Annotated in this window: 25 protein-coding genes and 2 tRNA genes; 15 read left to right on the forward strand and 12 right to left on the reverse strand. The window is 64.6% G+C overall.

From position 1 onward, the window contains the following. Positions 1–50 precede the first annotated feature (50 nt). Positions 51–449 carry a hypothetical protein gene (locus ACZY1I_RS26895; RefSeq protein ID WP_463759661.1) on the forward strand — a complete coding sequence of 133 codons (399 nt, stop codon included), beginning with the start codon at positions 51–53 and terminating at the stop codon, positions 447–449. On the opposite strand, the gene ACZY1I_RS26900 is transcribed toward ACZY1I_RS26895, so the two are convergent. Next, positions 436–1,260 (reverse strand): crotonase/enoyl-CoA hydratase family protein, encoded by an 825-nt coding sequence (locus tag ACZY1I_RS26900; RefSeq protein ID WP_463759663.1) that lies wholly within the window; start codon positions 1,258–1,260, stop codon positions 436–438. The genes ACZY1I_RS26895 and ACZY1I_RS26900 overlap by 14 nt on opposite strands. Before the next feature lie 23 nt (positions 1,261–1,283). Here ACZY1I_RS26900 and ACZY1I_RS26905 point away from each other — a divergent pair, with 23 nt between their 5' ends. After that, a complete protein-coding gene (locus ACZY1I_RS26905; RefSeq protein WP_463759666.1) occupies positions 1,284–1,871 on the forward strand; it encodes a TIGR03086 family metal-binding protein in 588 nt (195 codons plus the stop codon). Between the two features lie 71 nt (positions 1,872–1,942). Here the strand turns inward: ACZY1I_RS26905 and ACZY1I_RS26910 are convergent, their stop codons facing one another. Continuing rightward, positions 1,943–2,998, reverse strand: coding sequence for a histidinol-phosphate transaminase (locus ACZY1I_RS26910; RefSeq protein WP_463759669.1), 1,056 nt, complete (start codon positions 2,996–2,998; stop codon positions 1,943–1,945). An 81-nt stretch (positions 2,999–3,079) separates the two neighbouring features. Between ACZY1I_RS26910 and ACZY1I_RS26915 the strand changes: the two genes are divergently transcribed. From ACZY1I_RS26915 to ACZY1I_RS26925, 3 genes are all read left to right on the forward strand, one after another. Beyond that, positions 3,080–3,171: transfer RNA gene (locus ACZY1I_RS26915), tRNA-Ser, on the forward strand. A 46-nt stretch (positions 3,172–3,217) separates the two neighbouring features. Then, positions 3,218–3,290: transfer RNA gene (locus ACZY1I_RS26920), tRNA-Arg, on the forward strand. Positions 3,291–3,625: 335 nt separating this feature from the next. Beyond that, entirely contained in the window at positions 3,626–4,474 is an 849-nt protein-coding gene (locus ACZY1I_RS26925; protein ID WP_463759673.1) for a PE family protein, read from the forward strand. Positions 4,475–4,494: 20 nt separating this feature from the next. On the opposite strand, the gene ACZY1I_RS26930 is transcribed toward ACZY1I_RS26925, so the two are convergent. Together ACZY1I_RS26930 and ACZY1I_RS26935 are read right to left on the reverse strand one after the other, a co-directional pair. After that, entirely contained in the window at positions 4,495–5,535 is a 1,041-nt protein-coding gene (locus tag ACZY1I_RS26930) for a phosphotransferase family protein (protein WP_463759676.1), read from the reverse strand. After that, positions 5,532–5,879 (reverse strand): nuclear transport factor 2 family protein, encoded by a 348-nt coding sequence (locus tag ACZY1I_RS26935; protein WP_463759680.1) that lies wholly within the window; start codon positions 5,877–5,879, stop codon positions 5,532–5,534. The genes ACZY1I_RS26930 and ACZY1I_RS26935 overlap by 4 nt, the downstream gene beginning before the upstream one ends. Positions 5,880–5,994: 115 nt before the next feature. On the opposite strand from ACZY1I_RS26935, the gene ACZY1I_RS26940 reads away from it, so the two are divergent. Next, positions 5,995–6,936 carry a class I SAM-dependent methyltransferase gene (locus ACZY1I_RS26940; protein ID WP_463759683.1) on the forward strand — a complete coding sequence of 314 codons (942 nt, stop codon included), beginning with the start codon at positions 5,995–5,997 and terminating at the stop codon, positions 6,934–6,936. A gap of 94 nt (positions 6,937–7,030) precedes the next feature. Here the strand turns inward: ACZY1I_RS26940 and ACZY1I_RS26945 are convergent, their stop codons facing one another. After that, positions 7,031–7,852: a hypothetical protein gene (locus tag ACZY1I_RS26945; protein WP_463759685.1), complete on the reverse strand. Its 822-nt coding sequence runs from the start codon at positions 7,850–7,852 to the stop codon at positions 7,031–7,033. Between the two features lie 79 nt (positions 7,853–7,931). Here ACZY1I_RS26945 and ACZY1I_RS26950 point away from each other — a divergent pair, with 79 nt between their 5' ends. The 5 genes from ACZY1I_RS26950 (at position 7,932) to ACZY1I_RS26970 (ending at position 11,259) form a co-directional block, all read left to right on the forward strand. After that, entirely contained in the window at positions 7,932–8,363 is a 432-nt protein-coding gene (locus ACZY1I_RS26950; protein ID WP_463759689.1) for an MmcQ/YjbR family DNA-binding protein, read from the forward strand. A 120-nt stretch (positions 8,364–8,483) separates the two neighbouring features. Then, positions 8,484–8,735, forward strand: a complete 252-nt coding sequence (locus ACZY1I_RS26955) for a hypothetical protein (RefSeq protein WP_463759691.1) — start codon at positions 8,484–8,486, stop codon at positions 8,733–8,735. A gap of 12 nt (positions 8,736–8,747) precedes the next feature. Then, positions 8,748–8,903, forward strand: coding sequence for a DUF6131 family protein (locus tag ACZY1I_RS26960; RefSeq protein WP_463759694.1), 156 nt, complete (start codon positions 8,748–8,750; stop codon positions 8,901–8,903). 180 nt (positions 8,904–9,083) lie between these two features. Next, entirely contained in the window at positions 9,084–9,788 is a 705-nt protein-coding gene (tcrX, locus tag ACZY1I_RS26965) for a two-component system response regulator TcrX (RefSeq protein WP_463759915.1), read from the forward strand. Further along, positions 9,766–11,259 (forward strand): sensor histidine kinase, encoded by a 1,494-nt coding sequence (locus tag ACZY1I_RS26970; RefSeq protein WP_463759697.1) that lies wholly within the window; start codon positions 9,766–9,768, stop codon positions 11,257–11,259. The genes tcrX and ACZY1I_RS26970 overlap by 23 nt, the downstream gene beginning before the upstream one ends. A 66-nt stretch (positions 11,260–11,325) precedes the next feature. Here ACZY1I_RS26970 and ACZY1I_RS26975 read toward each other — a convergent pair whose 3' ends face one another. Then, on the reverse strand, positions 11,326–11,802 hold the full coding sequence (locus ACZY1I_RS26975; protein ID WP_463759700.1) for a lipoprotein LpqH: 477 nt from the start codon (positions 11,800–11,802) through the stop codon (positions 11,326–11,328). Between the two features lie 179 nt (positions 11,803–11,981). Here ACZY1I_RS26975 and ACZY1I_RS26980 point away from each other — a divergent pair, with 179 nt between their 5' ends. Then, a complete protein-coding gene (locus ACZY1I_RS26980; RefSeq protein WP_463759702.1) occupies positions 11,982–13,862 on the forward strand; it encodes an alkyl/aryl-sulfatase in 1,881 nt (626 codons plus the stop codon). Between the two features lie 20 nt (positions 13,863–13,882). On the opposite strand, the gene ACZY1I_RS26985 is transcribed toward ACZY1I_RS26980, so the two are convergent. From ACZY1I_RS26985 to ACZY1I_RS27005, 5 genes are read right to left on the reverse strand one after another with little or no spacing between them, the layout of a single operon-like run. After that, positions 13,883–14,851 carry an NADPH:quinone oxidoreductase family protein gene (locus tag ACZY1I_RS26985; protein ID WP_463759705.1) on the reverse strand — a complete coding sequence of 323 codons (969 nt, stop codon included), beginning with the start codon at positions 14,849–14,851 and terminating at the stop codon, positions 13,883–13,885. Then, positions 14,851–15,453 (reverse strand): TetR/AcrR family transcriptional regulator, encoded by a 603-nt coding sequence (locus ACZY1I_RS26990; protein ID WP_463759707.1) that lies wholly within the window; start codon positions 15,451–15,453, stop codon positions 14,851–14,853. Before ACZY1I_RS26990 ends, ACZY1I_RS26985 begins: the two co-directional genes overlap by 1 nt. Beyond that, positions 15,450–16,757: an acyl-CoA dehydrogenase family protein gene (locus tag ACZY1I_RS26995; protein WP_463759711.1), complete on the reverse strand. Its 1,308-nt coding sequence runs from the start codon at positions 16,755–16,757 to the stop codon at positions 15,450–15,452. The genes ACZY1I_RS26990 and ACZY1I_RS26995 overlap by 4 nt, the downstream gene beginning before the upstream one ends. A gap of 30 nt (positions 16,758–16,787) precedes the next feature. Next, positions 16,788–17,552: an SDR family NAD(P)-dependent oxidoreductase gene (locus ACZY1I_RS27000; protein ID WP_463759716.1), complete on the reverse strand. Its 765-nt coding sequence runs from the start codon at positions 17,550–17,552 to the stop codon at positions 16,788–16,790. Positions 17,553–17,556: 4 nt separating this feature from the next. Further along, positions 17,557–18,606, reverse strand: a complete 1,050-nt coding sequence (locus ACZY1I_RS27005) for a phosphotransferase family protein (protein WP_463759718.1) — start codon at positions 18,604–18,606, stop codon at positions 17,557–17,559. A gap of 86 nt (positions 18,607–18,692) precedes the next feature. On the opposite strand from ACZY1I_RS27005, the gene ACZY1I_RS27010 reads away from it, so the two are divergent. Continuing rightward, the gene (locus ACZY1I_RS27010) at positions 18,693–19,301 is read left to right on the forward strand and encodes a histidine phosphatase family protein (RefSeq protein WP_463759720.1); all 609 of its coding nucleotides are present in this window, start codon (positions 18,693–18,695) and stop codon (positions 19,299–19,301) included. 111 nt (positions 19,302–19,412) lie between these two features. Further along, on the forward strand, positions 19,413–20,462 hold the full coding sequence (locus ACZY1I_RS27015) for a phosphotransferase family protein (protein ID WP_463759722.1): 1,050 nt from the start codon (positions 19,413–19,415) through the stop codon (positions 20,460–20,462). 6 nt (positions 20,463–20,468) lie between these two features. On the opposite strand, the gene ACZY1I_RS27020 is transcribed toward ACZY1I_RS27015, so the two are convergent. Next, positions 20,469–20,846 carry a LapA family protein gene (locus ACZY1I_RS27020; RefSeq protein ID WP_463759724.1) on the reverse strand — a complete coding sequence of 126 codons (378 nt, stop codon included), beginning with the start codon at positions 20,844–20,846 and terminating at the stop codon, positions 20,469–20,471. Between the two features lie 115 nt (positions 20,847–20,961). Between ACZY1I_RS27020 and ACZY1I_RS27025 the strand changes: the two genes are divergently transcribed. Then, on the forward strand, positions 20,962–21,894 hold the full coding sequence (locus ACZY1I_RS27025) for an ABC transporter substrate-binding protein (protein WP_463759918.1): 933 nt from the start codon (positions 20,962–20,964) through the stop codon (positions 21,892–21,894). Positions 21,895–21,903 lie beyond the last annotated feature (9 nt).

A 21,903-nucleotide genomic window follows, 5' to 3' on the forward strand; every position in this document is an offset into this window, starting at 1 on the left:
CTCGCCACCTCAGCGAGGGTACGTAAGCCGAAAGCGCTTAGCGTGTTCGCATGGCCCTGCGCGCACGCTACGTCGACGTCATCCTGCTGGTCTTCGGCTTCTACTCCGTCGGGCTCGGACTTTTCATGGTGGTGGCGCCGGACCTGTTCTTCGACACCCTGGGGACCTTCGGGATCCGCAACAACCACTACATCTTCGACAACGCGTCCTTCGAGTTCCCGCTGGGCCTGCTGCTGCTGGCCGCCCTGCGCTGGCCGGCCTGGCGGACACCGGCACTCGCTTTCGCCACAGCGCACTGGGCGATGCATGCGCTGAGCCACCTGGTCGACACCAACCACCGCGCCGGCGCCACGGTCGGCTGGCTGGAATTCGCCGGCCTCGCGATCTCTACCGGCTGGCTCGGGGTTGCCCTGTGGTTTTCCGTGCGGGAGGGTGCTACTCGCCGGTGAATTGCGGCGGGCGCTTGGCGAACGTCGCCGAGATAGCCTCCGTGAGGTCCTTGGAGGGCAGGAACGCGGAGTTCCATGCGGCGACGTAGCGCAGACTTTCCGACACCGCCGAAATCCGTTGCTGATCCAGGACGTCCTTGACGCCGTGCACCGCCAACGGTGGATTGGCGGCAATCTCGGCTGCGGTGGCGTGAGCGGCGGCCAGCGTGGCCTCGGCGTCGGCGTAGACATCGTTGACCAGGCCGATTTTCTCGGCCCGAGCCGCATCGATGTCTTTGCCCGTCAAGGCGAGTTCGCGCAGGTGCCCGTCATTGAGGATGAATGGCAGGCGGGCGAGGCTACCGACGTCAGCGACGATGGCCAGACGCACCTCGCGCACCGAGAACTTGGCGTCAGCGCTGGCGTAGCGGATGTCGACCGCTGAGATCAGGTCGACGCCGCCGCCGATGCACCAGCCCTGCACTGCGGCAATGGTGGGGGTCCGGCAATCGGCCACGGCGGTGATCGCGGCCTGCATGCGCCTGAGCTCGGCGTGGAAGTCCGCGCGCGGCCCGGCAAGTGCGCCGTCGGCCATCATCGGGGCGAAGGACCCGCCCATGGCGGGCAGATCCAGCCCGTAGCTGAAGTTTCTGCCAGAGCCGGCGATGACGATGGCCCGGACGTCACGGTCGGCGTCCAGTGTGGCGAATACATCCGGCATTTCCGACCAGAACGCGGGGCCCATCGCGTTGCCCTTGCCGGGCCCGATCAGCGTCACCTGCGCGACCTGATCCTTGATGTCGACGGTGACGGACTCATATGTTCGGGCCATATCGAGACCGTAGCGTGGTTGGTATGCCCTCAGACTTGCGCCCCGGACCGGATTCCGTGCCGACCGACGAACTGCGAAGTGCCGAGATGACCTTGGGGATCCTGCACCGAGTGGTGAAGACCATCTCCAAGGACGAGATGTCCCGTCAGACGCCGTGTGCCGAGTACGACGTGGCGGCGTTGACGAGTCATTTGCTGAGTTCCATTACGGCAATCGGTGGCATCGCGGACGCCGATTTCCCTGAAGTTGACGAGAACGATTCGGTGGAGCGGCGACTCATCCTTCGGGCCCGCCCGGCCTTGGACGCGTGGCACAAGCACGGACTCGAGGGCGACGTAGCGTTCGGATCAAGCTCGATGCCGGCAAAGGCCGCCGTGGCGATCTTCTCGCTCGAATTCTTGGTCCACGGGTGGGATTACGCGGTCGCCGTCGGGCGTGAGATCAGCGCGCCGGACTCGCTGTCCGAATACGTGCTGGAGCTGGCGCAGCAGGTGATCCGGCCAGAGCAACGCAGCGCCGCAGGCTTCGACGACCCGGTCGAGATGGCCGAGCATGCGTGCCCGCTGGACCGGCTCGTCGCCTTCACCGGCCGCAATCCGGTCGAGGGCTAACCCGGTCGCCCGAGTGTGCGGCCAGCCGCCGCAATCGTGTGGCGACCCCGTTCACGGGCCAGGGAGGCGCGTCAAATCCAGCCGCGGGCGAACCGCAGCAAGGCGTCGTTTTCTTCGGCCGCTGCGGTGACGGTCACCCGGACTCCGTCGCTGCCGTAGGGGCGAACCACGATGAGCGCGTTGGCGGCCTGCTCCACAAAGTCAAGGGTGCGGGAGCCCAACGGCAGCCAGACGAAGTTGGCCTGCGACTGCGGCAGTGTGAAGCCGGCGGCGCGCAATTCCGCGCTGACGCGCTCGCGTTCGGCGACGACGGTATCGGTTCGTGCCAGGAGTTCGTCGGCGGCCTCTAACGAGGCGATGGCCGCGGCCTGCGACACGCTTGTGGCGGTGAAGGGCACGTAGACCTTCCCCAGTGCGGTGATCACGTCGGGGTGGCCGATCGCGTAGCCGACCCGCAAGCCCGCCAGGCCGTACGCCTTCGAAAAGGTGCGCAGCACCACAACGTTGTCGTGGGCGTGGACCAACCCCAGGCTGTCGGGTGTCATGTCGCCGCGGATGTATTCGACGTAGGCCTCGTCGATGACGATCAGGATGTGCGGCGGTACTGCCTCGACAAAGCGGGTGAGTGCGTCCGGGTCGATGACTGTGGAGGTCGGGTTGTTCGGATTGCAGACGAAGATCAGCCTGGTGCGGTCTGTGACCGCGGCGAGCATCGCGTCGAGGTCGAAGGTGTGATCTGTCAGGGGCACCTGGATCGGGGTGGCGCCGGCGACCCGCACCTGCGAGGGATACAGCTCGAAGCTTCGCCAGCCGAAAACCACTTCGTCGCCGATGGACGCGGTGATCTGCACGAGTTGTTGGCACAGGCTGACCGAGCCGCAACCCACGGCGACATGTTCGGATGTGAAGCCCGGACCGGCATGGTTGGCCAGCGCCGCCTTGAGCTGCACGCAGCCGTTGTCGGGATAGCGGTTGATCAGTTCGGTGGCGTTCTCGATGGCGGCGCGGACGCTGGGCAGCGGGCCGAACACCGTTTCGTTGCTGGCCAGCTTGATGGCGCCGGGCAGGGTCTTACCTGGGACGTAGACGGGCAATCCCGCCAACGCGGGCCGCAGGCGGGCGGTCACTTCGACAGCATATGTTGCGGCTGTGTACGCTATGCCTCCGGCGGCTGTGGGTTCCCGAGTCGGGTAACCTTTGAGTGCCATGGAGGCGTGCCAGAGTGGCCGAATGGGACTCACTGCTAATGAGTTGTCCCCCTTACAGGGGACCGGAGGTTCAAATCCTCTCGCCTCCGCCACGCAACACCTGCTAGACAACTGAAGTGCTAGACAACTGAACACAAGGCGCCCGTAGCTCAACGGATAGAGCATCTGACTACGGATCAGAAGGTTAGGGGTTCGAATCCCTTCGGGCGCGCTCATCTCGTATTCGCCACAGAATCCCCGGCCATCGGCCGGGGTTTTATTTTGCGCCGACTTCGGTCACAGTTGGACGACAACTCCGACGCTGACGAGGGACTGCAGGTCGTGCTTCGAGCCGGTCAGCCGGGGGTCTCGGCTTGGCGACGCGCGCACTGATGTCAAGCAAATGGACACGGGCGAAAAAAGCCTGCTTAGGGCTATTTTGCACACGCGTTCTATATAACAAAACAATAACGATGCTGGCACGTTAGAATTACGGACGGCTCTGACCTGTACTTTTCTATTACGATCCGCTGAATCCCAACCGCCGATATGACCAAGGGATACTGAATGTCTTTTATGTTTGCGCAGCCGCAACTGCTGATGGAGGCCGCGTCGGATTTGGCCGGAATCGGTTCGACGCTCAGCGCAGCCAACAGTGCAGCGGCTTTGCCGATCTCCGGCGTGATGGCTGCCGGCGCCGACGAGGTTTCGGCTGCCATGGCGGCGGTCTTCGGCGCCCATGCCCAGAATTACCAGGCGATGAGCGCCAAGGCAGCGGACCTGCACTCGCAGTTCGTCCAGGCGATGAACTCGGCCGGGAACTCGTACGCCCAGGCTGAGGCGGCGAACGCTTCACCCCTGCAAGGCACGGATCGGGGCGGGCTGAACACCGTCAACACTCAAGCCCAGGGATTGCTCGGCGGTCCAGGCATGGGCGGCCAATCGCGGATGGGACAGGGCGGCGCACCAATGGTGGGTAGCGGCGGCGGCGCGCGGACGGCGTCACCCGGCCGGCTCGCGGGCGCCGGTAGCACAGTTCCGACCGGTGGTGCCGGGGGATTCGGGGGCGTGGGCCGGGGCAACGAGAAACAAGCCCAAACCGTCGCCCGCGGCAGTACCGGCAAGGCGGTCGCTTCGTTTGGCCCCGGCGGTCCGGGAGGTGTCGGTACCGCTCGGGATCTGCAGGCCACCTATGCGCCCGACGGCAGCCCCGCAACGCAGACTTTTGCAACAAGCAGGGCAGGCGCCGGAGGGCCACTGGGTAGCGTTGGGTCCCCCACCTCGAGCGCATCGACTGATCCAGCTGATGGCGGCCGACTGCGTCCGGTTTCGGACCGCTTGCGGCCAACCCCTGCCGACTTCGCCGCGCCCGCACCTGCGCCTGCGCCGCGTTACACCGCGCCCGCGCCAGCTTAGGCGCCGCTCACAGCTGGCTACTAGCTCGTTTCGATCAGCGTCAGTGCCCGCTTGAACAGGTGCACCGTCGCGGCGTGCAACTGGTCGCCGACCGACTTCTCGGCCTTGCCCGCACATGCCCTGGCCAGGGTTCCCTCGATCACGATGCCGAGCTTGAAGCAGGCGAGCACGGTGTACCAGGTGATGTCCGACAGGTCGCGTGTGGTGTTGGCGGCGTAACGATCCAACAGGTCGCCGGTGCTGGCCAGGCCGCTCTCGCCACCGAGGGCGTGGCTGAACACGCTGGATCCGTCGGACTGTTGCCAGGTGGCTAGTAGCCAGCCGAGGTCCAGCAGCGGATCGCCGATCGTGCACATCTCCCAGTCGACGATCGCGACCACGTCGGGCCCGGTGCGGGAGAACATCACATTGGCCATGTGATAGTCGCCGTGCATGATGCCGGGTTTCCAGTTCTTCGGCCGGTGGCTCTCGAGCCAACCGGAGACCTCCTCGATGCCGGGAATCTCGGGGCCCGGGTAGCCGTCGTATTGCTGGTAGGACTCCAGCTCCGAAAGCCAGCGCGGTACCTGGCGTTCGAGGAAGCCGTCCGGCTTGCCGAAGTCGGCGAGCCCGACGGCGACGTGGTCGATTGCCCCGAGTTTGGCCAGCGCGTCCGCCATCGACAGCCCCATGCCGAAGCGCACCTGGGCATCTCCGGCGTGCAGGGGTAGCAGGCCCTCGCCGGCGTTGAAGCCGTCGATGGGCTCCATCAGGTAGAAGACCGCGTCCCCGAGCACAGTGGGGTCGTCGCAGGTGGCGATGAGGTGCGGGTGCGGCACGTCGGAGCCGGCGATTGCCGCCAGCACTCTGGTTTCCCGAAGAATCACTGTGTTGCTGCGCGACCGCAGGTGGCGCGGACCGCGCCGCAACACGTACGGACGGCCGGATCTGCTGAAGCGCAGCATGACGTTCTGGGTTCCCCCGGTCACCGCAGTGACGTCGGTCAACGGACCTTCGCCCAACCCTCGGGCAGACATCCAATGCGCTACCGCCGCCAAATCCACGGAGTCCGCAGCCGTCATTTCTTGGCCTGCGGCGTGTAGCGGACCGTCTGCGCCCAGATCATGCCGTCCCGAAAGACGAAGGTGTCGACGCCGTCGTCCGCGCGGTTCAGCGCCGAGTCGGCTGCCCACTCCAGAAAAAGCAGGTTGCCGTCAAAGATCTGAGTTGTCAGGTCCCAGGCCGCGGCGGGCAGATCGTCGAGCAGTTTGATGAAAACCTGCCGAATCGCGTCTTTGCCGCGAGCGACGCCCGCCGAAGTGATGACCACCGACTGTTCGGTGTAGTCGGCGACGATCTCGTCCAGATCGCCCGCCACGAGTGCCTCCCCGTGATGGGCGAAAACTTCCTGCGGCGTTCGTGTCATGGTGCTCCCTTGCAACCTGTAGACCGTCTGTGAAGAAGGGTAGGACAGCGGCGCCGGGCTCCGGCGGCGGGAAGAATAGTTTGCATAACTCACTATCTGTCGAACGGGGAATGCGATGCCGCGTACCGATAACGATTCCTGGGAGATCACTCAGAGCGTCGGATCCACCGCCCTCGGTGTGGCCGCAGCGCGGGCCGCCGAGACCGAGAGCGAAAATCCGCTGATCAGGGACCCGTTCGCGCGGGTGTTCGTCGACGCTGCCGGCGAGGGGATGTGGAGCATCTACGCGAATCCCTCGCTGCTGGCGCAGGCCAGCGAGATCGAGCCCGAGATGGCCAAGCGCGCGCGGATGATGGTCGACTTCATGGCGACGCGGACTGCGTTCTTCGACGAGTTCTTCCTCGGCGCCGCCGACGCCGGAGTTCGGCAGGTGGTGATCCTTGCCTCTGGGCTGGATGCGCGCGCCTGGCGGCTCCCGTGGCCTGACGGCACCGTCGTCTACGAACTCGACCAGCCCAAAGTGCTCGACTTCAAGAGCGCCACACTGCAGCAGCACGGCGCGCATCCGACCGCAAAGTTGGTCAACGTGGCCATCGACTTGCGTCAAGACTGGCCGAAGGCGCTGCAAGACGCGGGATTCGACCCGGCCAAGCCGACGGCGTGGTCGGCCGAGGGGTTGGTGCGTTACCTGCCCGCGCAGGCCCAAGACCTGCTCTTCGAGCGGATACATGCACTCAGCGCGCCCGGTAGTTGGCTCGCTTCCAACGTTCCCGACGACGGTGCAATCGATCCTGAACTGCTGCAGCGTCAGCGCGAGGAAATGCAACGGATGCGGGCCGTGGCGGCGCGACTGGTCGAGGCGGAGATTCCCAACGTGGAAGATCTCTGGTACCCCGAGGAGCGCACCGCGCTCCCCGGCTGGTTGCGTGAACATGGCTGGGAGGCTTCGGCGGTGGACTTCCCCGAACTGATGACCCGCTACGACCGCACGGTTGCGGGAAGCGAGGAGCACCCGCTGCCACCGACTCTGTTCGTGTCGGCGCAGCGATCGGTTTGATTTTGACCGGACATTAGCGTTAGTTTCCGGTCCGACCGATGCACCGGTCTGACCTCAAGTTCGACTGTGCAGCAGCGATTTTCGCGCCTGGTAGCTAGTTCGGAGCTTTCTCCACGTCCTTCTTGATCGCGGCGATGGCATCGACCGGTGTGAGATTCGCGCCGGCGCTGTTCTTTCCCAGCTGCGGCCAGCCCGCCCCATCCGGCCCGAGCAGTTGATCCCAGATTTCGCGGACTTTCGTCAACAGCTCAGCTTGCTCGTCGGCAGTCAGTGCCATCAGCCATCCTCCGTTCGTCGAGATACCGCAAGCCGCGGCAAATTGTTGCGGTGCAAGTCCATTGGCGGAATTCATGTCGCACCGGCCGAAAGGCGGCGCGCCCTGCGGCAGGTTCGGGCTGTAGCCGTTCCCGTCGGTGTATTGGTGCGCGACCTGTCCGGGCAGATTCGGATTCGCCCCGTACCCCGCCGCTACCACGCGGAGGCCGGCCGGTCGGACCCGCCACATATTGAAGAAGTCATAGGTGTTGGCATAGCCGATGATTCGTGCAGCCGAGCCGGCGTAATCGGCCAGATTCCAGTACAACGGGTTGATCCAGCTCGAACCGTCACCCGGCGGGTTACCTCCCGATTCGACGTCGAGCATCAACGACACGCGTGGATGTAATCCGCCTTCGGCGTCGATCATTGCCCGGACCGTATTGGCATTGGCCTGCCAATTCGGCCGGGCGTAGGTGTAAACGATGCCGAATGTCAGTCGGCCACTGTCTATTGCCGCGCGCATCCACGCGTAATTGCGCGCAAAGTTGTGATCCCGGTACGTGCCGTCACAGACGCGGATGGAGAGCACCCGGTATGGGTACGAGTCGTTCACCGGCACTTGATATTCGGAGACGTCGGCGAAAAGGGTATCGACCAACCTGCCCAATCTCCCTTCACCACAATGCTTGTCGCCTCATGTTACCGACGCACCCGTCATGCCGGCGTATTGTCGCGGCATGGCCGATCGACGGCGCCCGGGAGGCTCCCGAATAGTCCACCAGATCGCGTCGTCGATGCCCTACGTCAAGCGATTGGAAGGGCCGAAGGGAAACTCGATCTACCAGGTGGGCGGCAAGTCATTCGTGTTCTTCCGAACCCCGCAGCCTGACGCCGCCGATCCGGTGACCGGCGAGCGCTACACCGACGTCATCATGCTCTGGGTGGAGTCGGAGAGCGACAAACTCGCACTGGTCCAGGACCCGGCGTCGCCGTTCTTCACCACCGCCCATTTCGACGGGCATCCTTCTGTGCTGGTGCGGGCCAACCGACTCGGCGAGATCGGTGTGACCGAGTTGGCCGAACTGGTCCAGGATGCGTGGTTGTCCCGCGCATCGAAACGGCGAGCGGCGGCCTGGCTCGCCGATCAACCGGGCGTCCAAGAAAATTAGCGCCGCGCCCACCGAGTCGCGCACTGCGCGCAAGAATACGCGCCATTTTCATGTTTAGGCACGAGTACAACGGGCCATCCTCACCCCACGGGAATTGTTTCGGGATCAACGGAGGTCGCTATGGTGAGAGGTCGCGGATTTATCGGCGCAATTGTGCTGGTTTGGTTACTCATCGGGGTCCTCGCGGCTTGGCAGCGCGACTACTTCAAAGGTCAGGAAACCAGCTGTGCCTCAGCGGGAACCGTCGCAGTGACGGTAATCGCCGGGCCACTTAATTACATGGGCGTAAATCCGAAAGTAAAGGATTGCCGTGCGCCTCGTTTGCCCCAACCCAGTGCTATGCCGTCAATTGATCACATCCCTGCTAGGTAAAGGAAAATTGCCATGATTGCCGTCGGTGCTATCTTGCTCGTTCTTGGATTTGTGTTTGGTGTGCATATTTTGACCGTGCTCGGCGTGGTTTTGCTCGTCGTCGGTGCCGTGATGTGGGCCATGGGCTCAGTCGGCCGCCCGGTCGCCGGCAGGCGCAACTGGTACTAATCGCGGTGCCCCTCGGGGAACCTCTCGAGCCAGTAAGAAAAGGTCGCGTGATCGCAGTAGTGGTCACGCGACCGTTTTCGTTTCACAGGACGTACACAGGGATGCCATAGCGTCGGCCTAATCCGTGCGCGGATACTGGAATTCGTGTCGGCTCCCAGAACTTCCGTCGAGCGCGTGGTCATGTGCCGTGCTGACGGCCAACCGGTCACCGTGCTGGTGGTGGATGACGAACCCGTGCTCGCGGAAATGGTGTCGATGGCCTTGCGCTACGAGGGCTGGAACATCGCGACCGCCGGTGACGGCTCGTCGGCCATCGCAACCGCCCGTGCCGAGCGCCCCGATGTGGTGGTACTGGACGTCATGCTGCCCGATATGAGCGGCCTCGACGTGTTGCACAAGCTGCGCCAAGAGAATCCGCGCCTGCCGGTGTTGTTGCTGACGGCCAAGGACGCGGTCGAAGACCGTATCGCCGGATTGACTGCCGGTGGCGACGACTATGTGACCAAGCCTTTCAGTATCGAAGAGGTCGTGCTGCGGTTGCGCGCACTGCTGCGACGCACCGGGGTGACGACGGTGGACAGCGGCGCTCAACTGGTCGTTGGGGACTTGGTCCTCGACGAGGACAGTCATGAAGTGACCAGGGGCGGCGAGACGATCTCGTTGACTTCCACCGAATTCGAGCTGCTGCGGTTCATGATGCGCAACGCCAAGCGGGTGCTGAGCAAGGCGCAGATTCTGGACCGGGTGTGGAGCTATGACTTCGGCGGTCGATCCAACATCGTCGAGCTCTATATCTCCTACCTGCGCAAGAAGATCGACAGCGGTCGTGAACCCATGATCCATACGTTGCGCGGCGCGGGCTATGTCCTCAAGCCGGCACGTTAGGCGGCCGCGCGTCTGGTCGTTGCGGCTGCGGTTGCTGGTCGGTCAGGTCGCCGTTCTCGCCATCGTGTGTGTGGGGATCACCGCGGCAACCGAGCTGGCGTTGCGCCACCATTTGCTGGCACAACTCGACAGTCAACTCAGCGGGACCTCGTACCGCTCGTCGCTGCTGTATCCCGAACCGCCTCATCGGCGGCATGAACCGCGCTACCCCAAGACGATCGGTCCTGGGCCCAGGTTTCTCGATGCCCCTGGGCAGCCGGCCGGCATGGTCGCGGCCGTGATCAGCGGCGGCAGGACGGTCGACTCCGGTTATCTGACCAGCAGTGGTGCGCGGGCGGCCCTGTCCGCCACCGCCCAACACCAGCTGGAACAGATCGCCGGCAGTCGCTCGCCGGTGACCCTGAACCTCGACGGCCTCGGCCGCTATCGCCTCGTCGCCGCGCCCAGCCGTAACCAAGAGGACGCCATCGTCACCGGCTTGTCGATGGCGAACATCGACGCCACCGAGCTGCGGATGCTGATCATCTTCGGCATCGTCACCCTGATCGCACTGGTTGCTGCCACCACCGCCGGCGTAGTGATCATCCGCCGGGCGCTGGCACCGTTGCGCCGAGTCGCGCAAACCGCAACCAAAGTCGTCGAATTGCCCCTGGACCGTGGTGAAGTCGAACTGCCGGTCCGGGTGCCTGAACCCGACGCCAATCCCGACACCGAGGTGGGGCAACTCGGCTTGGCAGTCAACCGGATGCTCGACCACATCGCCGCCGCATTGTCGACGCGGCAAGCCAGCGAAACCCGGGTCCGCCAGTTCGTCGCGGACGCCAGCCACGAACTGCGTACACCGCTGGCCGCGATTCGCGGCTATACCGAACTGGCACAACGAATGGGCAAGTCCGGTGGAGACGACGAGGCGGTCGCGCATGCGATGAGTCGGGTGGCGTCGGAGACCGGGCGGATTACCCGCCTCGTCGAGGATCTTTTGCTGCTGGCGCGCCTGGATTCGGGCCGGCCGCTGGAACGTGAACCGGTCGATTTGTCCCGACTGGCGGTCGACGCGGTCAGCGACGCACACATTTCCGGACCGGACCAGCAGTGGGAACTCGACCTGCCTGCTGAACCGGTGGTGGTCACTGGGGACGAGGCCAGATTGCATCAGGTGATGGCGAATCTGCTTGCCAATGCCCGCATTCACACCGGCGCAGGCACCGTCATAACTACTCGACTCAGCGCCGCACCGACCTACACGCTGTTGCAGATCATCGATGACGGGCCCGGCATTCCCGCGGCGCTCCAGTCAGAAGTGTTCGAGAGGTTCGCACGCGGTGACACGTCGCGCTCCCGAAAAGGTGGCAGCACCGGGCTGGGTCTGGCGATCGTTTCCGCAGTCGTCAAAGCGCATAACGGCACGATCACGGTAACCAGTGCACCCGGCCACACCGAGTTCGCGGTGCGGTTGCCACTGACAAGCTAGTGAATGGCACTAGCTAATGAATGGCAACCGCCCGCGCTTGCGACCGCTCTTAACTGCTTCGGGTAGTTAGCCCGAGCAGGTGACGTCGATTTCGAACGACTTCTTGACCGGCTGCATCGGGTTGGCCATGTCCACCCCGGTGGCGGTTCCGCTGATCTTGTAAGCGTTGCCATTCTTGGTGGCAGATGCGCTCGCGTCCGGTGTGCCCGGCGCGTAGCCGAGGGAAATGCCGTTGACGTTGCCCAGCGCAACCGACTTCACGTCCGGAGGATTTGCGTCGGAGAGCACCGCGCCGATGCCGGTCGCCGCTCCGCCGATCGCGATGTTGACCGTGCCGCCCACCGTGGTGCAGACGGTTGTGCCGCTTACGGCCTGGTCTTTTCCGTCGATGAGAACCTTGGTGCCGGACCCGCCGCCGCTGCTGGCCGATGTTGCTGCGCTTGAGGATCCGCCGCCCGAACTCGATTTCTTGTCCGAACAGCCAGAAAGTCCGACGACCAGAATGGCCGCGCCGGCTACCGCGACTGTCAGTCCACGATTCACGTGTGCTCCTTTGCCCGATGTAGCGATCCACCCTCGTTGCAGACCGCTTCGGCAGTATGCGGGTTAACTAGACCCAAGGTCTAGGTTCATCGAAGAATTAGTTTCGGCATTGTTAACCCGGCGGGACGGCGGGACCCCACCGGAAGACCTTTCGGGCGCTCGTCGTTAATGGCAAGGTATTGCCGGTGGATCACAAGCCTCCTACCGCAACCATCGAGTCCGCACACAGCACGCACTCGCTACCGCTGCATGACACAAGGGATTTCGACGACGCCGACCGCGGATTCATTGCCGCGCTGTCGCCGTGCGTCATCAAGGCGTCCGACGGTCGGGTGGTGTGGGACAACGACGTTTACGCATTCCTGGACGGCCCGGCCCCGACTTCGGTGCACCCCAGCCTGTGGCGGCAATCCGCGCTGGTCGCCAAACAGGGCCTCTACGAAGTGGTACCGGGGATCTATCAGATCCGCGGTTTCGACCTCTCCAACATGACCTTCATCGAGGGTGACACCGGCGTTATCGTCATCGATCCCTTGGTATCCACCGAGGTAGCCGCTGCCGCGATGGAGTTCTACCGTGCCAACCGCGGCGGTGACCGGCCCGTCGTCGCGGTGATCTACACCCACAGCCACGTCGACCACTTCGGCGGCGTACTCGGCGTCACCTCGCAAGCCGACGTGGATGCAGGCAAGGTCGCGGTGCTGGCGCCGGAAGGCTTCACCGCACATGCCATTCAGGAGAACGTCTACGCCGGTCCGGCCATGACGAGGCGCGCGACCTACATGTACGGGACGGTGCTGGACCGCGGGCCGTTGGAGCAGGTGGGTTGCGGGCTCGGCCAGACGCCGTCCACCGGCGAGGTCGCGCTGATCGTGCCGACGGTCGACATTCGCGAGACGGGGGAGACCCACACCATCGACGGTGTGGAGATCGAGTTCCAGATGGCGCGGGGCACCGAAGCGCCTGCCGAGATGCACTTCTACTTCCCGCAATTCCGAGCGTTGTGCATGGCCGAGAACGCCACCCACAACCTGCACAACCTGCTGACGTTGCGCGGCGCGCTGGTGCGCGACCCGCATGCTTGGTCGGGCTACCTCACCGAGGCCATCGACGCGTTCGCCGACCGGGCCGACGTGGTGTTCGCCTCCCATCACTGGCCGACCTGGGGCCGCGACCGCATCGTCGAGTACCTCTCGCTCCAGCGCGACCTGTATGCGTACCTGCACGACCAGACGCTGCGCTTGCTAAACCAGGGGTACACGGGCGTCGAGATCGCCGAAATGTTCGAGCTGCCACCGGCATTGGAGCAGGCGTGGCATGCGCACGGGTACTACGGGTCGGTCAGCCACAACGTCAAGGCCGTGTATCAGCGTTACATGGGGTGGTTCGACGGCAACCCGGGTCGCCTCTGGCCGCACCCGCCCGAAGCGCTGGGCCCACGCTACGTGGAGGCCATCGGTGGGATTGACCGAGTCGTCGAGTTGGCCCGTGCCGCGTTCGATTCCGGCGATTTCCGCTGGGCCGCAACGTTACTCGATCACGCGATGTTCACCGACGAGCATCACGCGGGCGCGCGCGAGTTGTACGGGGACACGCTGGAACAGTTGGGCTATGGCGCCGAGTGCGCGACGTGGCGAAACTTCTTCATGAGTGGTGCCACCGAGCTGCGGGTGGCCAATTTCGGTACCGCATCGCAAGCCACTTCGCCCAGCCTGCTGTCTCAGCTGACACCGGAGCAGGTCTTCGACGGTCTCGCGATCCGGGTCAACGGTCCGCGTAGCTGGGACCTGGATATCACCATCGACATCACGTTCGCCGACCTTGGTGTCAACCACCGACTGGCACTGCGTAACGGCGTGCTCGTGCACCGCCGAGCGCCCGCGGATCCCGAAACAGCGTCGGCCACCGTGCAGTTGGCCAACAAGTTCCGGCTGCTGCTGGTGGCGATCGGTGACTTCACCTCGCCCGGGCTCGAGCTGTCGGGAGACCAGTCGGCGCTGCAGTCGCTGCTCGCGGTGTTGGATCAGCCGGACCCGAACTTCAACATCGTCACGCCGTAGTCAGTTGGCGCTCGGCATGGTCACGCGACGTCGATGATCACCTTGCCCAGCACCTTGCGGTCGGCGACATACCTCAGTGCCGCAGCGGTTTCGGGCAGCGGAAAGCGGGCGCCGATGTATGGCCGGATCTTGCCGTCGGCGAACATCTGCGACAGCTCGGCCAGGTCGCGTGCGCACTCGTCCGGGTAGTCGTTCGCGAAGGTGCGGATCTCCATGCCCCGAATGGTGACGTCTTTGAGCATCACAAGATTGAGCGGAATCGCCGGGATGGTTCCAGCGGCGTAGCCGAGGGTGACGAAGGTGCCGCCCCGTGCCAGCCCCCGCAACGCGGGCTCGGCGTAGGAGCCGCCCACCGGGTCGAGAGCGACGCGGGCTTTGTCGCCGGTGAGTTCGCGGATGCGCAGCTTGAGGTCCTCGTTGTCATAGTCGACGGTGGCCTCGGCCCCGCGCTGTCGGCACAACTCGAGCTTTTCCGGGCTCGACGCCGCTGCCAGCACTCGGGCGCCCATTGCCACTGCCAGGTCGACAGCGGCCAGACCTACTCCGCCCGCCGCCCCGAGCACCACCACCCAGTCGCCCTCCGAGACCGGGGCCACGGATCGCACCGCGTGATAGGCGGTCCGGTAGGTGACGCCAAACGCAGCGGCAGAAGCGAAGTCGACGCCTTCGGGCACCGATTGCGCCAGCGTCGCGTCGATCAGTGCCAGTTCGGCGAATGCTCCGAACGTGGTACCGAACACTCGTTGCCCAATACTGGCCGTCGCTCCGGCGCCGACGGCTACCACCTCGCCGGCAATCTCGTTGCCCGGTATGAACGGCGGCGGAATCTTGACCTGGTACTTGCCCGCGATGAACAACACATCGGGAAAGTTGACCGCCGCCGCGTGCACTCGCACCAGAAGCTGGCCCGGTGCCGGAATAGGGTCGGGCACCTTGGAAAACTCCAGGTCCTCGGGTGGACCGTAGGCATTGCAGAGGATCGCACGCATCAACCGACTCCCAACCCGAGCAGGCAGAACCGCACCAGGTGCTCGATGTCTTCTCGGCCCGGCCGTTCGGCCGACCCCACATATCGCCGCATCGTTGCGACCGTGCAACCGTAAACCGCCTCGACGTCGCGATTGACGTCGGAGCTACCCAACTCGGTAACCGGTTCGATGAGCAGATCGCGCAGGGGCCGCAACATCTCCCGGTCGGTGACAAGCCAATTCGACATCTGGCCCGCCGCCGCACGGCTCATGCTGATCAGGTGTGGGTCGGCCACCTGGGCCAGTGTGCCCTCAATCCAGCACTCGACCTTGCCGGCCGGACGATCCGCCTTGGCCATCTGATGCTGGAGGTAGGACACCACGATCGCCACCCCACGCTCCATCACCGCCAGGATCAGCTCGTCCTTCCCGGCGAAATAGCGGTAGAAGGCCTTGTTCGACGAACCGGCCTCCGAGACGATGTCGCTGACCCGGGGTGGGTCCGGCGCGACCCGTTCCATGACCCGGACCGCGGCGGCCAAGATCCGCTCCACCTCCTCGGTGGCTTCGCGCTGCCGATCGTCGAGGGCCCGCTCCACGGCCGCGGTGACTCTACTCGTCATGACGAATCAGGCAGCGCCGGAACACGATCGATGATTCCCGCGTACTTCTTGCGGGCGGCCTCGCGACGATTTTCCAGCATCTCGCTGGGCCACTCGCCCTCTTCGGCCTCGTAGCCCTTGAGTAGCATCCGGGCCAGATTGACCTTGTGAGCTTCGGTCGGCCCGTCGGCCAGGCCCAGTGCGATCCCGCCGAGCAGTGCGTTGACCAGTGGAAGCTGATCGCTGAGACCGAGCGCGCCATGCACCTGAATCGCCCGCAGCGCAATGGATTTGAGCACCTGAGAGGCGAGGATCTTGCAGGCGCCGATCTCGGCGCGGGCAGCCCGTTCGTCGCCGTTGTCGATCAACCAGGCGGCGTGCAGGACGGTCAGCCGGAACGGTATCAACTCGGTGTAGGAGTCGGCGACGAACTCCTGCACGAGTTGCTTGTCCGCCAGCGGACTTCCTTGTGTGAAGCGGCTTTTCGCCCGGCGCGACATCATCTCGACGGTGCGCTGCGCGATTCCGATGGAGCGCATCGCATGATGCAGGCGCCCGCCGGCCAGTCGGGTCTGCAGAATCAGGAAGCCTTGACCGGCCTCCCCGAGTAGCGCCTCGGGTCCTACCCGCACGTCGTTGTAGCTGATGAGGGAATGGCCCGGTTCGTGTGGATCCGATCCCACCAGATGGTGGTTGGCTTCGATGTTCAGGCCCGCTGTTCCCGCGGGGATGAGGAAGGTCGACGCGCCATGGTGGACCGGGACGTCGGGATCGCTGATCGCGACGACGATGAAGAACGACGCGACGGAAGCGTTGGAGGAGAAAAATTTTCGGCCGGTGATCACCCAGTCGTCGCCGTCCCGCACCGCACGGGTCTTGAAGACGCGCGGATCGGCGCCACCCTGAGGCTCGGTCATGGAGAAGCAAGAGAAGATCTCACCGGACAGCAGGCCGTCCAGGTAGCGGTCCTTCTGTTCTTGAGTGCCGAAGCGCGCAAGGATCTCGGCGTTGCCGGTGTCGGGGGCCTGTGTCCCGAATATGATTGGCGCCCAGGGGCTGCGGCCGAGGATCTCGTTGATCAGCGTCAGCTTCACCGCGCCGAAGCCTTGGCCGCCCAGTTCCGGGCCCAAATGCGGCGCCCACAAGCCCTGGTCGCGAACCTGCTGTTTGAGTGGGTCGACAATGCGGCGACGCTCGTCGTTCAGTGGCAGGAATTCACAGCCCGGAAAAAGCACTTCGAGCGGTTCGACCTCCTCGCGGACAAACTCGCGGACCCACTCGAGTTTCTTCTCGAACTCTGGCTCGGTGGAGAAGTCCCACGTCATCTGAATATTCCTTTCGCGCGCAAAGCAGGGTTAGGGAATACCGCCGTCGGCCCGCACGATCGAACCGGTGGTGAAACTGGACGCATCAGAGGCCAGAAATATTGCGGCGCCGATGATTTCGGGAGGGTTGCCGGCACGGTTGAGCGACAGGTGCCCGAACATGTTGGTATCGCGCTGATCTAGACCCCAGGCCTTGCTGACGTCGGTCAGAAACGGTCCGGCCATCAACGTGTTGACCCGCACGCTGGGTCCGAGGGCACGCGCAAAGCCTTCGGTCATCGCGTTGAGGCCCGCCTTGGCCGACGCGTACGGAATGATGTCGGGCGACGGGCGTAGTGACCCAGCCGAACTCACGTTGATGATCGAGCCGCGGCCGGCGGCGACCATCCGTTCGCCCACCAAGGCCGAAAGCCGGAACGGCCCTTTGAGATTGAGGTTGAACACCGAGTCGTAAAGCTTCTCGGTGACGTCGGTCAGCTTGTCGTACAGCGGGGACATGCCGGCGTTGTTGATCAACGTGTCGACCTTGCCGAACGCGTCGTAAGTTGCCTCGACCAAGCCGTCGAGTTGATCCCAGCGACCCACGTGGACCTGATAGGGCAGTGCTGTGCGGCCGGTTTCCTCTTCGATCTCTCGGGCGACGGTCACGCAGTTGTCCATGTTGCGGCTGGCGATCACCACGTCGGCCCCGCAGTGGGCCATCGCGAACGCCATCTCACGGCCGAGTCCACGGCTGCCGCCGGTGATCAGCACCACTTGATCGGTGAGATCGAAAAGCCGATCTGCATAACCCATTACGTCACCCCCCGCTCGACCGGGCGAGCTCGGCCGCGGTGGCGATGAGGCCCGGGATCATCGCTCCGAATGCGTCCTTGATCTTGGGATCGACTATTCCGCTTTGTGGTCCGGTCCGCACCGCGGCGGCGTACGTCTTCTCCAGCACGATGCCGAGCTTCCAGTTCGCCAGCACCAGGTAGTAGTCGATGTGCTCGGTGGACAGTCCGCTGACCGACTCGTAGTGGTCGAGCAACTCACTGCGTCGGGGCATGCCGCGCATGTCCAGGTAGAACCCGTCGCCTCGCGGTTCTTCGCCGTCATAGCCCAGCAGTGCCCACGCCAGGTCTAACAGTGGGTCACCGACGGTGGTCATCTCCCAGTCCACAATCGCGGCCAGCCGGGCCGTTTGCTCATGCGCGAACATCACATTGGCGAACTGGTAGTCGCCGTGCATGATGCCGGGCGTGTAGTGCGCGGGCCGGTTGCGGCGCAGCCAGTCCGCCGCCTCGTCCAGGCCGGGCAGTTCGCGCACTTTGTAGGCGTCGAGAAATGCCAGCCAGCGGTCGACCTGGCGATCGTGGAACCCATCCGGGCGGCCGAAGCCTGCCAGACCTTGTGCTTGCCAGTCCACTCGGCCGAGCTTGGCGGCCCCTTCGACCAGCTGGAACGCCAACTCGCGCCGGGCCACGAGATCGGTGTCAAAGGGTTGGCGCCAGCCGCCGTCCATGGGGCTCCAGCCGTCGATCGCTTGCATGACGTAGAACGGCAGGCCGAGAACCGCGCCGGTCTCGTCGGCAGCGATCAGTTCCGCGTGCGGCACGTCGGTTCCCGACAGAGCCCGCACCAACCGGATCTCGCGCAGCAGGCCGTCGATCCGGGCGGCGTCGGCCCGGGGGCCGGGCATGCGCAGCACCATCCGTTCCGATCCGCGTTTGACCAGGTAGAGGGTGTTCTGCGAGCCGCCGCTGAGCTGTTCGAGCACCGGCTGTTCGCCGGGGCCAGGCGCACTGGCCGAGTCGAGCCAACGGCCTAGAATTCCGGGATCCAGTTCGGTTCCGCCCGCAATCGTCATCTTCCGCACACTCCGATCTCCACCAGGAGAATAGCATTCTCCACCAGCGTGGCGGCGACGCTGACGGCTCATGCGAGGCTTGGCGCATGCAACTGCTCCTGGTCCGGCATGCCTTGCCGCTGCGCAGCGAACACGGTCAGGGTTCTGACCCGGACCTGTCGGACGTGGGATTCCAGCAGGTAGCGAGGCTGCCCGAGGCGCTGGCGCGGTTTCCGATCTCGCGCGTGGTGAGCAGCCCGCAACGCCGTGCCGTGCAGACGGCCGAGCCGGTCGCGGCGGCCACTGAGCTGACCATCGAGATCGACGACCGGCTCGCTGAGTACGACCGCGATCTGCAGTCCTACATCCCGGTCGAGCAGATTCGCACCGAGTTTCCCGAGGAGTGGGCGCGCATGGCGCAGGGTCAACTGCCCAGCGCTGTCGACGAGGACGCCTTCCGGGCGCGGGTCCAGGCGGCGATAGACGATCTGGTGGCGGCCGCTGACGCGGACGAGACGATCGCGGTATTCAGCCACGGTGGGGTGATCAACCTGGTGCTGCACGAGATTCTGGGTACCGCCCGGCTGCTGTCGTTCCCCATCGACTACGCGTCGGTGACCCGACTGCTGTTTTCCCGCGCTGGTCAGGCGACGGTTGCGACGGTCAACGCCACCGATCACGTGTGGGACCTGTTGCCGCGAAACCAGCGGTGGTGACGTGCTGCCGGAGACTCAGTTTGCCGGGCACGCATCTGGACGCCCGTCGGAGCGGCAAATTTCACCGTGCCTGGACCACCGTCGGGCAATCAACGGTGGTAAACAAGTCCGGTGACTTCGGTTGACCGACTCGAGGGGCTCGAGTTGCCTGCGCTGGACGGGTACCTGCGTTCACTCGGCATAGCGCGCGACGGAGACCTCCGCGGCGAGTTCATCTCGGGTGGTCGCTCCAACCTGACCTTCCGCGTGTACGACGACGCCACAAGCTGGTTGGTCAGGCGTCCGCCGCTGCACGGACTGACCCCGTCGGCACACGACATGGGCCGCGAATACAAAGTCGTTGCCGCGCTTCAGGACACCCCGGTCCCGGTGGCGCGCACGGTTGCCCTGTGTGACGACGACTCAGTGCTGGGCGCGCCCTTCCAGATCGTCGAATTCGTTGCCGGGCAAGTGGTGCGGCGGCGGGCTCAGCTCGAATCGCTGGGCCGTCGCGCCATCGACGGCTGCGTGGACGGGCTGATCCGGGTGCTCGTCGACCTGCACAGCATCGACCCGGACTCGGTCGGACTGGGCGATTTCGGCAAACCCAGCGGCTATCTGGAACGTCAGGTGCGCCGGTGGGGTTCGCAATGGGAACTGGTTCGTCTGCCCGACGACCGCCGCGACGACGACGTCGCGCGACTGCATTCGGCACTGCAGCAGACCATTCCACAGCAAAGTCAGACGGCGATCGTGCACGGCGATTACCGGATCGACAACACCATCCTGGATGCCGACGACCCGACGAAGGTCCGTGCGGTCGTGGATTGGGAGCTCTCCACGCTCGGCGACCCGATCAGCGATGCCGCGCTGATGTGCGTGTACCGGGACCCTGCGCTGGATCTGATCATCGACACACAGGCCGCCTGGACGTCGCCGCTGCTGCCATCGGCCGACGAACTTGCGGACCGGTACTCGCTGGTGTCGGGCCACTCGCTCGGCCAGTGGGAGTTCTACATGGCACTGGCGTACTTCAAGCTGGCCATCATCGCCGCGGGTATCGACTTCCGTAGGCGGATGTCAGAGCAAGCCGATGGCAAAGACGATGCGTCCGATGACGCACCCGAGGTGGTGGCGCCGCTGATCTCGCGCGGTTTGGCGGAGATCGCCAGGCTGACCTAGCGGGGCCTAACGCGGGCCCGCGAAGTTCTTCTTGGCCACCTGCCGCAACTGAACGATCCGCGCAGTGCCGGCGGCCACGGTGATCAATCCACCGACTACCGCGGCCAGCAAGATCGCCACACCAAGCGGCAGGGTCCAGTGCCAGCCGAGGAACTGGAACGCCGCCGATCCCGTGTTCTGAGCGATGAAGATCAACAGCAGAATCAAAATCAGGAAGCCGGCAATCAGCGCCGACCACAAGGCGCCCGCCCGGGTGAGTTTGGCGGCGGGATCCTTCGCCCTGGCACGGGACCGGGACGCAGGGGGGCGCGGCGGCACCGGTGGGGGCTGGTTGGGCACGGCCGGGCCGGAAGGCTGGGGCGAGCCGGGGGAATTGCTGCTCATAACATCCATCTTCTTCCCATCCCGCGCGGAATGAAACCAAACGGCGGGGAAAGTCTTTGATGCCCCGCGACCGCAGCGCCGCGCCATCGCTCGGGATAGTGTCGGCAACGTGAGAATGCTGCGACGCGCGGCACTCGCCGCAGCAGTGTTGCTGACGACGGTGTGCCTGGTCGCGTCGTGCGGAAATTCCGATCCGCTCGGATCGGCCACGGGCAGCCCGAAATCCATCGTGGTCGGCTCGGGCGACTTCCCCGAATCTGAGATCGTTGCCGAAATCTACGCACAGGTGTTGCAGGCCAACGGCTTCGATGTCGGAAGACGGATGGGTATCGGGAGCCGTGAGACGTATATCCCCGCGCTCAAAGACCATTCGGTCGATCTGGTGCCCGAGTACATCGGCAATCTGCTGCTCTACTTCGAGCCGAACTCCAAAGCGACCCTGCTCGACGCCGTCGAATTAGAGCTTTACCAGCGCCTACCCGGTGACCTGTCGATTCTCACTGCGTCGCCGGCCTCTGACACCGACACCGTCACCGTGACCGGTGGCACCGCCGCCAAGTGGAACCTCAAAACGATCGCAGACCTGGCCGCGCATTCGGCCGAGGTGCAGTTCGCGGCGCCGTCGGCGTTTCAGGCCAGGCCGTCCGGATTGCCTGGGCTGCGGCAGAAGTACGGACTCGACATCAGCGCGGGCAATTTCATGACCATCAACGATGGCGGTGGATCGGTGACGGTGCGGGCGCTGGTGGAGGGAAAGGTGACTGCCGCAAACATTTTCAGCACATCGCCGTCGATTCTGCAGGATCACCTGGTGGTGCTGCAGGATCCGGAACACAACTTCCTGGCGGGAAACATTGTCCCGCTGGTTAATTCGCAGAAGAAGTCGGATCGACTCAAGGACGTGTTGGATGCAGTGTCGGCCAAGCTGACGACCGAGGGCGTCGCTGAGCTCAACGCCGCCGTCTCGGGCAATGGCGGCGTCGACCCCGATCAGGCCGCTCGGAAATGGGTGCACGACAACGGTTTCGATCACCCTATCGGATCGTGAGGGCTGTAT

This window comes from Mycobacterium sp. IDUB_37 (genome assembly GCF_055419245.1).